At 60.1% G+C, this 13,673-nt stretch carries 12 protein-coding genes and 1 pseudogene; 8 read left to right on the forward strand and 5 right to left on the reverse strand.

Annotated features, from left to right (window positions below):
- Window positions 1-109 precede the first annotated feature (109 nt).
- From rfbC to rfbA, 4 genes are read left to right on the forward strand one after another with little or no spacing between them, the layout of a single operon-like run.
- A complete protein-coding gene (gene rfbC, locus RBB18_RS20460; RefSeq protein WP_306110768.1) occupies window positions 110-682 on the forward strand; it encodes a dTDP-4-dehydrorhamnose 3,5-epimerase in 573 nt (190 codons plus the stop codon).
- Complete coding sequence (rfbB, locus tag RBB18_RS20465) at window positions 679-1,716, forward strand: dTDP-glucose 4,6-dehydratase (protein ID WP_306110700.1); 1,038 nt, start codon at window positions 679-681, stop codon at window positions 1,714-1,716. The genes rfbC and rfbB overlap by 4 nt, the downstream gene beginning before the upstream one ends.
- Window positions 1,713-2,555, forward strand: coding sequence for a dTDP-4-dehydrorhamnose reductase (rfbD, locus tag RBB18_RS20470; protein WP_103763029.1), 843 nt, complete (start codon window positions 1,713-1,715; stop codon window positions 2,553-2,555). Before rfbB ends, rfbD begins: the two co-directional genes overlap by 4 nt.
- Window positions 2,552-3,451 carry a glucose-1-phosphate thymidylyltransferase RfbA gene (gene rfbA / locus RBB18_RS20475; RefSeq protein WP_103763030.1) on the forward strand — a complete coding sequence of 300 codons (900 nt, stop codon included), beginning with the start codon at window positions 2,552-2,554 and terminating at the stop codon, window positions 3,449-3,451. The genes rfbD and rfbA overlap by 4 nt, the downstream gene beginning before the upstream one ends.
- 89 nt (window positions 3,452-3,540) lie before the next feature.
- On the opposite strand, the gene RBB18_RS20480 is transcribed toward rfbA, so the two are convergent.
- The 4 genes from RBB18_RS20480 to RBB18_RS20495 form a co-directional block, all read right to left on the reverse strand.
- Window positions 3,541-3,984, reverse strand: coding sequence for a hypothetical protein (locus tag RBB18_RS20480; RefSeq protein WP_306110699.1), 444 nt, complete (start codon window positions 3,982-3,984; stop codon window positions 3,541-3,543).
- Window positions 3,884-6,658 carry a calcium-binding protein gene (locus RBB18_RS20485; protein WP_306110698.1) on the reverse strand — a complete coding sequence of 925 codons (2,775 nt, stop codon included), beginning with the start codon at window positions 6,656-6,658 and terminating at the stop codon, window positions 3,884-3,886. Before RBB18_RS20485 ends, RBB18_RS20480 begins: the two co-directional genes overlap by 101 nt.
- A 254-nt stretch (window positions 6,659-6,912) precedes the next feature.
- On the reverse strand, window positions 6,913-7,581 hold the full coding sequence (locus RBB18_RS20490) for an ABC transporter ATP-binding protein (protein WP_306110697.1): 669 nt from the start codon (window positions 7,579-7,581) through the stop codon (window positions 6,913-6,915).
- Window position 7,582: 1 nt separating this feature from the next.
- A complete protein-coding gene (locus RBB18_RS20495; protein ID WP_306110696.1) occupies window positions 7,583-8,446 on the reverse strand; it encodes a sugar transporter in 864 nt (287 codons plus the stop codon).
- A 320-nt stretch (window positions 8,447-8,766) separates the two neighbouring features.
- On the opposite strand from RBB18_RS20495, the gene RBB18_RS20500 reads away from it, so the two are divergent.
- The 3 genes from RBB18_RS20500 to RBB18_RS20510 all read left to right on the forward strand — a co-directional run bounded on the left by RBB18_RS20500 (window position 8,767) and on the right by RBB18_RS20510 (window position 11,653).
- Complete coding sequence (locus tag RBB18_RS20500; RefSeq protein ID WP_306121270.1) at window positions 8,767-9,492, forward strand: hypothetical protein; 726 nt, start codon at window positions 8,767-8,769, stop codon at window positions 9,490-9,492.
- 180 nt (window positions 9,493-9,672) lie between these two features.
- Window positions 9,673-10,713: a GDP-mannose 4,6-dehydratase gene (gene gmd, locus RBB18_RS20505; protein ID WP_306110694.1), complete on the forward strand. Its 1,041-nt coding sequence runs from the start codon at window positions 9,673-9,675 to the stop codon at window positions 10,711-10,713.
- A complete protein-coding gene (locus RBB18_RS20510) occupies window positions 10,706-11,653 on the forward strand; it encodes a GDP-L-fucose synthase (protein ID WP_306110693.1) in 948 nt (315 codons plus the stop codon). The genes gmd and RBB18_RS20510 overlap by 8 nt, the downstream gene beginning before the upstream one ends.
- Window positions 11,654-12,065: 412 nt before the next feature.
- Here RBB18_RS20510 and RBB18_RS20515 read toward each other — a convergent pair.
- Window positions 12,066-13,064, reverse strand: a pseudogene (locus RBB18_RS20515) (IS110 family transposase).
- Window positions 13,065-13,485: 421 nt separating this feature from the next.
- Here RBB18_RS20515 and RBB18_RS20520 point away from each other — a divergent pair.
- The coding region (locus RBB18_RS20520; protein ID WP_306121271.1) for an adenosylhomocysteinase at window positions 13,486-13,673 on the forward strand (188 nt) is incomplete at its 3' end.

The following is a 13,673-nucleotide window of genomic DNA, read 5'->3' on the forward strand; positions in this document are numbered from 1 at the left end:
GGAAATCAAAGGTTACGAAAGCCCGACAAAGAATTCTGAATCAGAGTGAAGAGACGAATATTGTGAGCCCTTTCGCATGCGAAAGTTTTACCAGTGGTCGGAGGTCGCCATGCTGATCGAAGAGACCACGCTGCCTGGTGTGCTGCGCCTGACGCCACGCCGGTTCGGCGACCATCGTGGCTTTTTTGCCGAGACCTACAATATCGACACGATGGCAGCGGCAGGGATCGACACGGTTTTTGTGCAGGACAACCAATCACTCTCGGAGCAGGCGGGCACCCTGCGGGGCCTGCATTTCCAAGCGCCGCCCCATGCCCAGGCCAAGCTGGTGCGCTGCGGGCGCGGAGCACTCTTCGATGTCGCTGTCGATCTGCGTCGCGGCAGTCCCACCTACGGTCACTGGCTGGGCGAAACATTGTCGTTCGAAAACGGTGTACAACTTTTGATCCCGGCGGGCTTTGCCCATGGTTTCGTGACCCTGCAGCAAGAGACCGAGATTATCTATAAATGCTCTGACCTTTACGCCCCCGAGGCAGAAGGCGCGCTGAAATGGGACGATCCGGACCTTGCCATCGACTGGCCGCTTGATGGCCGCGCGCCGGTGATCTCGGACAAGGACGCGCGGGCGCCGGCCCTGCGGGATTTCGACAGCCCGTTTGTCTGGGACGGGGCAGGAACATGAAGCTGCTGGTGACCGGAGGGGCGGGTTTCATAGGCTCGGCGGTGGTGCGCCGGGCGATGGCCGACGGGCATTCGGTGGTCAACCTGGATGCGCTGACCTATGCGGCCTGTCTCGAGAACGTCGCCTCGGTTGCCGATCACCCAGATTACGCGTTCGAGCAGGCCGACATCCGTGACAGAGCCGCCCTGGACCGGATTTTTTCCCAACACAGGCCAGACGCAGTAATGCATCTTGCCGCCGAGTCCCATGTGGACCGCTCCATCGACGGCCCGGCGACGTTTATCGAAACCAACGTGCTGGGCACCTTCCACCTGCTGGAGGCCGCGCGCAGCTATTGGCACGGACAAGGGCGGCCCCAGGACTTTCGGTTTCATCATATCTCCACGGATGAGGTGTTCGGCTCTCTGGGAGAGGAAGGAATGTTTACCGAAGAAACGCCTTACGATCCGCGCAGTCCCTATTCCGCCTCGAAAGCCTCAAGCGACCACATGGTGCGCGCGTGGCAGGAAACTTATGGCCTGCCCATCCTGCTGACCAACTGCTCCAACAATTACGGGCCTTTCCATTTCCCTGAAAAGCTGGTGCCGGTGGTGATCCTGAATGCGCTCGCGAACAAGCCGATCGCAGTCTACGGCAAGGGCAAGAATGTGCGCGACTGGCTTTATGTCGAGGATCATGCCGACGCGCTTTTGCTGGTACTGGAAAAGGGCAAGGTGGGGCGCAGCTACAACATCGGCGGCGAGAACGAGGCGCGCAATATCGATCTTGTGCAGATGATCTGTGCCATTCTTGACAGGTTGCGGCCGGGAACAAGGCCCTATGCAAGCCTGATCGAGTTTGTGGCCGATCGACCCGGCCACGACCTGCGCTATGCGATCGACCCTGCGCGCATCCGGGACGAACTGGGTTGGCGGCCGTCCGTAACGCTTGAAGAGGGACTGGAGCGGACCGTGCGCTGGTATCTGGACAATGAGGCGTGGTGGCGCGCGTTGCTCGACCGTGAAGGTGTCGGCCGCCGGTTGGGCACGGCGTGATCCTGGTTTTCGGAAGAACCGGCCAGGTGGCGACGGAGCTGCAGCGCCAGGCGTCGGTCACGGCCCTGGGACGCGATACGGCAGACCTGTCAGATCCGGAGGCCTGCAGCGCCGCGATCGAGGCACACGCACCGGCGGTTGTGATCAACGCCGCCGCCTGGACCGCTGTCGATGCGGCCGAGGCGCAGGAAAGTGATGCGATGCGGATCAATGCCAAAGCACCGGGTGCCATGGCGCAGGCTTGTTGCGCACTGGAGATTCCGTTCCTGCATATCTCGACCGATTACGTATTTGAGGGCTCTGGCACCCGAGCTTGGCGTGAGACAGACCCTGTTGCACCGAAAAGCGCCTATGGGCGCACCAAGCTTGCCGGAGAGCACCAGGTTGCGGAGGCCGGAGGGCACTGGGCGATCCTGCGCACCTCGTGGATATTTTCGGCCCATGGGGGCAATTTCGTGAAAACGATGTTGCGTCTGTCCGAGAGCCGCGACCGCCTGAGTATTGTCGCCGACCAGGTGGGCTGCCCGACCCCGGCGGCGGATATCGCGGCAACGCTGTTGCGCATGGGACGTGAGATGACAAAAGGGCAGGGGGGTGGTCTTTATCACTACGGCGGCCAGCCTCCGGTCAGCTGGGCAGATTTTGCCCGCGCGATTTTTGCGAATGCCGGCAAGACCGTTACGGTCGAGGATATTCCGACCAGCGCCTATCCCACGCCGGCAGAGCGGCCGCGGAATTCCCGGCTCGACTGTGCGAAGCTGACGAGGGATTTTGGAATTGAGCCGCCGGACTGGACCACAGGACTGGTCAACGTGTTAAAGGAATTGGACAGAGTATGACCGCGCAATCAGCAACAGGCCGCAAAGGCATCATTCTGGCGGGTGGATCGGGGACACGCCTCTATCCCATCACGATGGGCGTTTCGAAACAGCTTTTGCCGGTCTATGATAAGCCGATGATCTATTATCCCTTGTCTGCGCTGATGCTGACGGGGATCCGTGAGATCTGTGTCATCACGACACCGCAGGATCAGGATCAGTTCCGCCGCACGCTTGGGGATGGGGCGCAATGGGGCCTGTCGCTGACCTATGTGACCCAGTCCAGCCCCGATGGGCTGGCGCAGGCGTATCTGCTGGCGGAGTCGTTTTTGGATGGTGCCCCAAGCGCCATGGTTCTGGGCGACAATATTTTCTTTGGCCACGGCCTGCCGGAACGCCTGCACGAGGCCGACGGAACCGTGACGGGGGGGACCGTCTTTGGGTACCGCGTGGCCGATCCCGAACGATATGGGGTGGTGGATTTCGCCCCCGATGGCACGGTGCGCAGCATCGTGGAAAAGCCGGAGGTGGCCCCGTCGCCCTATGCCGTGACCGGGCTTTATTTCCTCGACAGCACGGCGTCCGAGCGCGCCCGGCATGTGACCCCGTCATCGCGTGGCGAGCTTGAGATCGTCTCGCTGCTCGAGTCCTATCTTGCCGATGGGCAGCTGAGCGTGCAGCAGATGGGGCGGGGATATGCCTGGCTTGATACCGGCACGCATGGGTCCTTGCTGGACGCGGGCAATTTCGTGCGGACGCTGTCAGACCGGCAGGGCCAGCAGGTTGGATGCCCCGAGGAGATCGCGTTTCAGCAGGGCTGGATCGATGCTGAACAGCTCGAGGCCCGGGCCGCGCTGTTTGGGAAAACAGGGTATGGTGCCTATCTCAAACGGCTGGCGCTTTATCCCCGCGATTAGGGTCAGGTGCAGGGCAGAGGAGCGCACCGCAAAACAGAGACTGTTATGTGCTTTTCGCAAGCGAAAGGTGGTGGCCTGATCAAGCCCTTTTACACGATTATGATGTCGTCGATCAGCCCGTGTGTCGACCCAAGCCCATCCAGCAGGATCGTGTCGCCGCCCCCGAAATCGATCAGAACCCCATCGGCAGTCACCCTTGCGCCCTTGATGATCTGCACTGGGCTGAGGTCGCCTGCAAGGCTCGCGTCGATTTCGAACGTATCGTGCCGGCGGTTGAAATCATCGATCGTGTCACGACCGTGCCCGTCCGCAAAGACGAACACATCGGCCCCGGGACCGCCGCGCATCCAGTCGTCGCCGGGTCCGCCGTCCAACCTGTCATCGTCCCCGCCGGCATTCAGGTAGTCGTCGCCGTGGCCCCCGAGCAGGGTGTCATCGTGCCGGTTGCCTATTACTTTGTCGTTTCCCCGTCCGCCATCGACAAGGTCGTTTCGCGTGCCGCCTTTGACGAAATCGTTGCCCGTCTTCGCCAAAGTGGATGTTACTACCGCCGCCGCCTGCGATGTTGTCGTCGCCGTCGCCGCCATAGAGCGTGTCAGCGTGCCGTTGCCCGCGCAGGACATCATTTCCGTTTCCGCCAAAAAGCTGATCGGACTCACGGCCGCCCCGCAATGTGTCATTGCCGTCTCCGCCGAAGACAGTGTCGTTGTCGCCAAGTGCCCAAACGCCGTCATGACCGGGTCCGGCCTCAATGGTGTCGTTTCCCCGGCCAGATCTGACGGTATCATCGCCGCTTGCGGCGTCTATGCGGTCATCACTGGGGCCAGTTTCAAGAAAGTCGTTGCCCGCAAAGCCGCGCATATCGACTGCGTTTTCCAAGTGGCGCAAAACGTCGTTTCCGTTAACGCCCTCCAGAAGCGTCGGGCCGGACATCGCGTCAAGGTCGGACAGTGTCAGCGTTCGCGTGCCGAAGACAAAGTTTTCGACGCCCCTGATCCGGTCCGTGCCTTCTGCGGAAATCAAGGTGACTTGGGTGCCTTCAATCTCTGCGATTTCGATCTGCGATATGGCGAGGCTGAAGTAGAGCGTGTCCAAGCCCGCGCCACCGTCGACTTCGTCGTCACCTTGCCCGGGCCGCAGGCTGTCATCGCCCACGCCGCCGTTCAAGGTGTCCGCTCCGGTGCCGCCGTCGAGGCTGTCTTTGCCGTCATCGCCGCTGAGCCAGTCATTTCCGGACCCGCCCGATAACCTGTCCTGTCCCGTCCCGCCGGACAGCCGGTCGTGTCCTTCGGCGCCAAGCAGCGAATCCTGACCGGCGCCTGCGCTGAGCGTATCGTTCCCTGCCCCGCCATGCTGCGTATCCTCGCCCAGATCGGACGTGAGCCTGTCATCTCCGTCGAGGCCGTGGAGGGACGCATCAAGGCCCGTCGCGACAAGACTGTCGTTCCCCGCCCCGCCTGTCAGTGTGACGGGCGCACGCAGCTGTGCCAGGTCGGCGAAATTCACCGTGGTGTCGGTGAATTCCAGGATTTCGATCCCGTCGAGACTGTCGGTGCCTTCGGACGAGATGATGGTGGCGCGGTCGCCCGCGATGTCGAGGATCGTGAGCGCACCGGCAGGGATGCCGAATACGGCCGTGTCAGCGCCGGCGCCCCCCATGAGCGTGTCGTCGCCGCGGCCGCCGATCAGCGTGTCATTGCCGCCGCCGCCGTGCAGGGTGTCGTTGTGCCAGCTTCCCTCGATACGCTCGGCGGTGCTGTCGCCCTGATACTCGACCGAGGGAGAAGAAAAGCTGCGGTTTATGACAAGCTGTATCGCAGAGCGCACCGCTTCGGTATCAAGGGCGCTATTGTTCGGTGAAATCAGGTCCAGGATCTCGCCTCGTATCTCGATCCGGGCGCCTGTGGTCGTTCTGGTGATGTCGATCCGGCCTGTATCGTAGATCATGGGCCAGAACGACAGGTCCAGCCTGTCTTCGCCAGGATCGAAGCCACGGATCACGTCTCGTTGCCCATCGGCGGTAAGAATGTAGAGGTCGGCGCCCGCTCGGCCCTCCAGCGTATCCGCCCCGTCGCCATCTTCGAGGATGTCGTCACGGTCAGTGCCGACGAGGCGCGCGCCCCCCGCGTCTGCCGCCGCCCGAAGTCCGAGCTGGGACAGGTCGGCCTCGAACACGTTGAGCCCGTCCGTGGCCCCGGAGGAGGCAAAAATCTGCAAGCGGTCGTCGACGACGGTCATTTCCAGCTCGGTCACGCCCCGCAGCCCGGTTTGTCTGTCGTCCACCACCGTCGTCAGATGCGCCAGCCGTCCATCGGACAGAAGGATCATGAGGGTGATCCCGTCATCGCCCCCGCCGGCGGCCACCAGCGTGATGTCCCCATGTTCGACCGCGGCGAGGCTCTGGATCTGGCCAAAACGACTTTCGCGGGTGTCCAATATGTGGTCCGTCGGAGTCAGCTCTCCGTTCGGGCCTATGGCGAGAACGCTGATCGCCCCGCCGTCGCCGTCGTTTTCGGGGGCCGAGGCGACAAGTACGAAGGGCTGGTTGGCGACGGCAGCGACGGTCATGGCCAAAGGCACCATCAGCCCCAGCCCATCCTTGGGGCCGATGCTGCTTTGTGCACTGACTGTCTTGCCGGCTATCTCGAACAGGGTGACGCCGTGTTCGGTTCCGCTTGCGGTGACCAGAAACGACCTGGTGCCGACGGTCAGGGACGTCATCGCGGTGATTCCGTCCGCATGAACGGCGTTGGTATCCGTCACGGTCCTTATCGGCTGCCACGTGTTGTCGGCCTGGGAAAACAGCGAAAAGCCCGAGGCGTTCGTTTCGGCCAGAGCGATTGTTTCGGCGTCCAGCATGGCGATTGCTGACCATGCGCCACCGGGCGCCGCAAGATCCTCGGGCGCGAGCAGGCTGCCGTCGCTGCGCAGCGTGATCCTGTCGACCTCGTCCCGGCCAAGACCGGCCACGAGAACTTCGTCCGCGACTGTGGCGATCTGAGGTCCGGTGCCGGTCAACGTGTCAACCGAGGCTGCGCGCCAGCCCAGATAGTCGGGCAGGCCGCCCGCGACCGGTGCCCAGCTTGTCAAGCCGCCCTGGCCGGCCGAAACGGTCACGAGATACGGGCCGGTCTGCAGGTCGACGATCTGCAAGTCGGACACCGCGCGAAGATTTCCGGCGATCCCGTGAAAGCGTAAATTTAACATGTTCGCCCCAAATGATCTTCAGTGCTTTGATCGCGTTTGAAGAAAAGACGGCGAGGTGACGCGGAGCGGACCGAGACCGCGTCAAAACCGTGGCATGAAGCTGATATTTAATATGAATGCGAGCTATGCAGGGCATGGCACGGCAAAGCGTTTTGCGAAAACTTGCCACGCAGGTTTTCTGGAAACTCGGTCAAGTGCTCCGTCGCTGCGCGGATTTCGGCTTTATCCGGGTCTTGGAAAAAAGGCGAAACGCTTTAGCCTCCGGATGGCACGCCCATGATCTTGTTGTGGCGGTCAATCGCCTCCTCAAGATCCTCGAAGTATTCAAGCTTTCCATTGCTCAGGACGATGCCGCTGTTGCAGAAATTGCGCAAGGCGCGGGTCTGGTGGCTGACCATGATCGCGCTGGCATCCTTGACCCGTTCGTGAAACACGGCCCGGCTTTTGTGAAAGAAGGAGGCATCGCCGACGGCGGTGGTCTCATCGATCAGGTAGGTGTCGAACTTGATACCCATCGACATGCCGAACGCGAGTCGCGATCTCATCCCCGTGGAATAGGTTCGGACGGGGTTGTCGAAATGCACGCCGAGTTCGGAGAAATCCTTGACGAACTCAATCAGGTTTTCTGTATCAGCCCCATAAATGCGCGCGACAAACCGGGTGTTCTGAGCGCCGGTCATCTGCGGGTGCAGGCTCCCGGTGAGTCCGACAGGCCACGAAATTGTGCCGTCACTGATGATGCGCCCGGAGTCGGGCGGCATCACACCAGCTATGATACTGAGGAGCGTCGATTTGCCGGCCCCGTTGCCCCCCATGAGGGCCAGGGATTTGCCTGTGGGCAATGTCGTGTCGAGCTGGTCGATTATGACCTTCTGCTCGCCACGCAGCCAGAAGCTCTTTGACAGGTTCTCAAAGCGGATCATGTCACTTGCTGTCGCGAATTGAGTAGTAGATCAACGCAAGGATTGCCCAGGCCAAGGACAGGAACAGGGCGAAAAGCCCGAAAATGGTCCAGCGCTGCGGGAATTCCGAACTTTGCGGCAGTGTGGGTCGCACATAGGTTGCCAGATAGCGTGACTGGCGCGCCGCGTCTGCCCGCGCGACATCCAAGGCCTTGAGTGCCGCGGTGTAGCTTTGTTCGGCGAATTCCCGGTCCACGACTAAGCCTTCGTATTCCGCCAAGAGCGTCGGATAATCGCCGGACAGGCCATCATCGTCGCCGCGCGCCACGTTGCGGCGTTCTGCCGAGATGCGTTCGCGTATGACCTCGATCCTGCGTTGTGCCTGAACGACGCGCGGATCCCTTTCGGATGTCGACTGCGTCAGGAGGTCGAGGGCGATCAGTGCCTCGGCAAGCTGTCCTTGCAGCGTGTTGACGACGCCCATACGGCCCTGAAGATCGGTTTCGGGATCTACCAGCTGGGTCCTCGCCCTGAAATTAATCAAGGCCGATCGCGCTTCGCGCAGCCGACGTTGTGCCTCGTCAAGATCGAGTTCGGCATATCGGATCGTGTCCGCTCTGGCTTGCGAATTGAGGTCGTTTATCAATTGCTGGCTTTGATCAAGGACTTCTTCTGCGATCTCTTGCGCTATGCTTGCCTCGAAGGCCAGAACGCGGAGTTCGATCAGTTGGGAATTGCCGTCATAGGAAACCCGGATGATGCGATGCCAGTAGTCCAGCAGATCCTCAAGATTGCTATCCGGCGCCAGGGCGAACACCGGGTCCAGGTCGTAAGGGGCCGAATAGATTTCCGTGAGATTGAATTTCGCGTCAAGCGCCTCGACCATCGCGGGGCTTTGTATGAATTCGTACAGAATGTCGGTGTCCGAGCCGCCCGAGACGCCACCGACCTGTGCGGCGAGACCGCCAAGCAGATCAGACGCACCGGCGCCTTCCTCTTGTCGCACGGCGGATGTCCTTGACGACCTTCTCGCCGTGGCTCTGCTTGGTTCCGGGTTTCTGTCTCATCTCCACTCCTTGGTGGTTACGATGTGCCAGAAACCTTCTCTTATCAAATCACCCTAAACTGTCCCATTGGCGCTGACGTCAGACACAAGGCGTGCGGCCTGCGCGGCTCTTGAAGTGGGTCGAAACCTATTTGCCGGAGATGGCTGACGACATGTGCGTGCTGGCCTATGTGCGACCCCACGCGGAATTCACGCTTTCGCTTTATGCGGAGCGAGTCAAGCTGGGCGCCACGACCGATCCCATCGACACTTACCTGCCGCGGTTTCTTGAAAATGACCGCATCCGCTTTGCGCCGCGTTTCATGCGGTGGCGGCGGGTGTTCGGCGACCGCTTCATCTTGCGCCCGGTGGTTGCGCCGTTGCTGGCCGGCGGGGACGCCCTGAATGATTTTCTGAACATCGCGCTTGAGGGACATGCATTCGAGCTTAACCAGGGGCACCTGCGGTCCAACCCGTCTTTGAGCGCCGAGGATCTGTGGTTCATGCGCCACGTACATGCGCGCATCAGCGAACTCAGACCGGACCTGGACAAGGCCGACCGTCGCCGTTTCGGCAATGCGCTGTACAGCGTCCTGTCGGATAAAGGCCCGTCAGGCACGCCTCTTGGCCTGACATCCGATCAAATTGCGCTGGTGCAGGATAATTGCAATGAGAATGCCCGCGCCATGGACCGGGCGTTTTTCCCCGAAGGTGCGCTGGCGCCTGCGCTTGCCGAGGCTGACAAGCTGTCTTGCCCCGATCTGGGCGCCCCCGCCGATCATGTCAGTGCACGGCAGCGACTGGCGCTATTGCGCAGCTGGCCGAAATTCATGCGCTCGGCGTCAGAGGCCGACGGGCTGCTGGCCGGTCTTGTCTTCGGCTCTTGAACGCAGCGCGACCATCGTACTGGCACCCTCCGGGATTGAACATTGCAACCAGAGATTGGAGTGAGTACTACATCGCCGCCGGCAGCAAACGATTGCTGCGGGGTTTTAATGCCTGTAGCAGGTGTCGTTAACTGTGGTTGCGCTATTAAACCGTAGCCTTTCATTAGGAGGTAGGGAATATTGAAAACGGCGCTCATCACCGGCGTCACCGGCCAAGACGGTGCCTATCTTTCCGAGTTCTTGCTTGAAAAAGGCTATCAGGTGCACGGTATCAAGCGCCGCACCTCTTTGTTCAATACCGACCGGATCGACCATCTCATGGAAGGCGAGCCGGGAAGGTCGGGGAGTTTCAAGCTTCATCACGGGGACATGACGGACAGTTCGTCTCTGACCCACATCCTGCAAAAGACACAGCCCGACGAGGTGTACAACCTAGCGGCGCAAAGTCACGTGGCGGTGTCGTTCGAAGAACCTGAATACACGGCCAATTCCGATGCCATGGGCGCGCTGCGCCTGTTGGAGGCCATCCGGTTTCTGAGCATGGGCGAGACGACCCGTTTTTATCAGGCTTCCACGTCGGAGCTTTATGGCTTGGTTCAGGAAACGCCCCAGCGTGAGACGACGCCCTTTTATCCGCGCTCACCCTATGCCGTGGCCAAGCTATATGCCTACTGGATTACCGTGAACTATCGCGAGGCCTACGAGATGTACGCCTGCAACGGTATCCTGTTCAATCATGAGAGCCCGATCCGTGGTGAAACCTTTGTCACGCGCAAGATCACGCGTGCCCTGGCGCGCATCAAGCTGGGGATGCAGGACGATCTGGTGCTGGGAAACATGGATGCCTTGCGGGATTGGGGCCACGCCCGCGACTATGTCAAGATGATGTGGCTGATGCTTCAGCAGGACACGCCAGAGGATTTCGTTATCGCGACGGGTCAGCAATATTCCGTGCGCGAGTTCGTCACTCGCGCCGCGGAGGTGCTGGGCCTCAAGTTGACCTTTGAAGGCGAGGGCGTGAACGAGGTGGCCCGCGACGAGACCGGTCGGGTCATCTTGCGGGTCGATCCGCAATATTTCCGCCCAGCCGAGGTCGAGACCCTGTTGGGTGATGCGACCAAGGCGCGTGAGAAACTGGGCTGGGTGCCCGAGACGCCGTTCGAGGAACTGGTACGCGAGATGGCAGAGGCCGACCTGGAAGACGCACGTCGCCATGGGTGAACCGCTCTTCAAGCTTGCCGGAAAACGGATATACGTGGCCGGTCATCGCGGCATGGTCGGAAGTGCAATCTGCCGACGGTTACAACAAGAAGATTGTACCGTGCTGACGGCGACCCGGTCGGAAATGGACCTGACACGGCAGGCCGAGGTTGAGGCGTGGTTTTCCGAGTACAAGCCTGACGCCGTGTTCCTCGCCGCTGCAAAAGTGGGCGGTATCCTCGCCAACGCGAGCTATCCTGCGGACTTTATCTATCAGAACCTGATGATCGAGACGAATATCATTAAGGCCGCGCACGACACGGACGTGGCCAAGCTGATGTTTCTCGGATCCAGTTGCATCTATCCCAAGATGGCCGAACAGCCGATGCGCGAGGATGCGCTGCTGACCGGCCCGCTGGAGCCGACGAACGAGTGGTACGCCATCGCCAAGATTGCGGGGATCAAGCTGGTGCAGGCCTATCGGCAGCAGCACGGGCGCGATTTCATCTCGGCCATGCCGACCAATCTTTATGGCACCGGCGACAATTACGATCTTGAGACCAGCCATGTCTTGCCGGCATTGGTACGCAAGGTTGTCGAGGCACGGGACAAAGGCGCGCCGGAAATCGAGGTTTGGGGCAGTGGTACACCGCTCCGCGAATTCCTGCATGCCGATGATCTTGCTGATGCGCTGATCTTTCTGATGGAGCACTATTCGGATTACGATCACGTCAATGTCGGGTCCGGGCAGGAAATCTCAATCGGCGAACTGGTGCGCAGCATCGTAAAGGATGCCGGTTATGAAGGCGAGATCGTGCATGACAGGACCAAACCCGATGGCACGCCGCGCAAACTGATGGACAGCACGCGGCTTTTGGACATGGGATGGGCCCCGAAGATCGGGCTTGATGAGGGGTTGCAGCGCACGATCGCCGAGTTTGAAGAACTAAAGAAAGTGTGAAAATGGCAAATACGCAGCAAAAGAGCAAAAGACTCATATTCAATTTGTCCGTCGTCAGGGAATTTGGGACAGATGTCGGTGTCTAACGTCAGGGCCAATGGGACAGTATAGGGCGATTTGATAAGGGAGGGTTTCTGGCACATTGTAACCACCAAGGAGTGGATCTATGGACGCCCCCTGCGCAAGGTGTTTTTTGCCTTTAGCTCCAACGGCCTTGGATGCGTGAATCTATCCGGCCTTTTGCGAAGCTGTCTTGCTTCTGGCCTCGATGGGATCCGCTTGGTTTCGTGTCTTCTAAGATGACCGGCCTTGGATGGCCATCACTCCTTGCAGGCTGTGAATTGGCGGCCCCTGCCGTTACACCATCGTCTTTCACCTCGCTTTTCTAAATCCGAAGCGCCCTGCGCCCCGGCTATGCGATTTTGTAGCTTTCTCCATTGCGCAAAACCGCCCAGGCGATGCGTGCTGTCTTGTTGGCGATTGCCACCAGGGTCTTGTTGTGGCCTAGACGTGCAAGTAGGTCTTGCGCCCATTTGGCACGCCGATCATTTCGCCCGGCGATCCTGATCAGGACCGACCTCGCCCCGTGGATGATCTGGCGGCGCAAGTATTGATTGCCCCGTTTGCCTATGCCGCCAAGCCGACGTTTGCCTCCGGTCGTATATTGTCTGGGGACCAGCCCGATCTATGCCGCAAGAGCCCGGCCCGACGAGAAGTGTCGCCCGTCATCGACGGCGGCAATCAAAGCGGAGGCGATCACCGGCCCGACGCCGGCAAGGGTTGCCAGTCGTTTGCAGCGACCATCGGTTCTGCAGATTGCGATCAGCTTTCGATCAATCTCGGCCACGCGTTTGTCAGAGGCTTCGAACTCCGCGATGAGTGCGTTGAAGTTCTGCCTCGCCAGGGCCGACAGTTTCGCTTCAGCGACGGCAGTCCTGATATCCTTGCCAAACCGGACGGCACCGACAGGAATGACCACGCCATATTCCCCAAGAAGGCCACGAATGTGATTGATCAGGCCGGTGCGTTGCGTGATGAGCCGGTCGCGTGTTCGGTGCAGCATCTGCAAATCCTGTTGCTCAGTCGTCTTCACCGGCACAAACCGCATGGTCGGACGTAGTGCAGCCTCGTGGATCGCCTCCGCATCGACGGCATCATTCTTCGAGCCTTTGACGAATGGCATAACGAAACGTGGATGAATGAGGCGAACCTGAAATCCCAACGCCTCGAAACGGCGCCCCCAATGGTGAGCGCTGGCACAGGCTTCCATAGCAATGGCTTCAGGAGAAAGCTCCCGGACGGCGGCTTCAAGTTTTGATCTGGTTACTTTCCTTGAGATCACCTCGCCGTCATTGCTAATCCCGTGAATGTGGAAAGATTGCTTGCCTAAATCGATCGCGAGCAACTGCATTTTTTGAACTCCTTTTCCTTGTAACATGTGCCGAAAACTATCGGCTTGGGTGCAAGGGGCGTACATTCCATAAGATGAGACAGAAACCCGGAACACGCAGGAGCCACGGCGAAAAGGTTGTCAAAGACATCCGCCGTGCGACGCGCAAACAGTATTCAGCCGAAGAGAAGATCCGGATTGTGCTGGATGGCCTGCGGCGCAAGCTCTCCGCAAACAACGCGGCCTAGGAACAGCCCGCGCGTCCGCGTCAACGCTATGACCGGACGCGCGCAATCGGTCGTGCGGGTCACCAGCGGCAACGCCTGATGGCACTCCGGAAACACATTTGTGTTTGGGAACGGAAGTGTTTATCGACGCGGTTAAATCGATACATGTAACAACAGCTGCTTGTTGTGCCGAATCTTAAGCGGATGGGAAGCCCATGAAAGACTACATCGTAAAAGACATTTCGCTGGCCGAGTTTGGGCGCAAAGAACTGGACATCGCCGAGACGGAGATGCCGGGCCTTATGGCCCTGCGCGAGGAATACGGATCTGAAAAGCCGCTCAAGGGCGCGCGCATCGCGGGGTCGTTGCACATGACGATCCAGACCGCCTGCCTGATCGAAAC

Source organism: Roseovarius sp. MMSF_3298, assembly GCF_030733705.1.
In the GTDB taxonomy this organism is placed as follows: Bacteria; Pseudomonadota; Alphaproteobacteria; order Rhodobacterales; family Rhodobacteraceae; genus Roseovarius; species Roseovarius confluentis.

Bases quoted from the DNA above. Each gene is read 5' to 3' on its own strand.
- RBB18_RS20495 (WP_306110696.1), bottom strand. From the start codon at position 8,446: ATGGTCGAGGCGCTTGACGCGAAATTCAATCTCACGGAAATCTATTCG.
- RBB18_RS20490 (WP_306110697.1), bottom strand. From the start codon at position 7,581: ATGATCCGCTTTGAGAACCTGTCAAAGAGCTTCTGGCTGCGTGGCGAG.
- RBB18_RS20500 (WP_306121270.1), top strand. From the start codon at position 8,767: ATGGCTGACGACATGTGCGTGCTGGCCTATGTGCGACCCCACGCGGAA.
- RBB18_RS20485 (WP_306110698.1), bottom strand. From the start codon at position 6,658: ATGTTAAATTTACGCTTTCACGGGATCGCCGGAAATCTTCGCGCGGTG.
- RBB18_RS20510 (WP_306110693.1), top strand. From the start codon at position 10,706: ATGGGTGAACCGCTCTTCAAGCTTGCCGGAAAACGGATATACGTGGCC.
- rfbA (WP_103763030.1), top strand. From the start codon at position 2,552: ATGACCGCGCAATCAGCAACAGGCCGCAAAGGCATCATTCTGGCGGGT.
- rfbC (WP_306110768.1), top strand. From the start codon at position 110: ATGCTGATCGAAGAGACCACGCTGCCTGGTGTGCTGCGCCTGACGCCA.
- rfbB (WP_306110700.1), top strand. From the start codon at position 679: ATGAAGCTGCTGGTGACCGGAGGGGCGGGTTTCATAGGCTCGGCGGTG.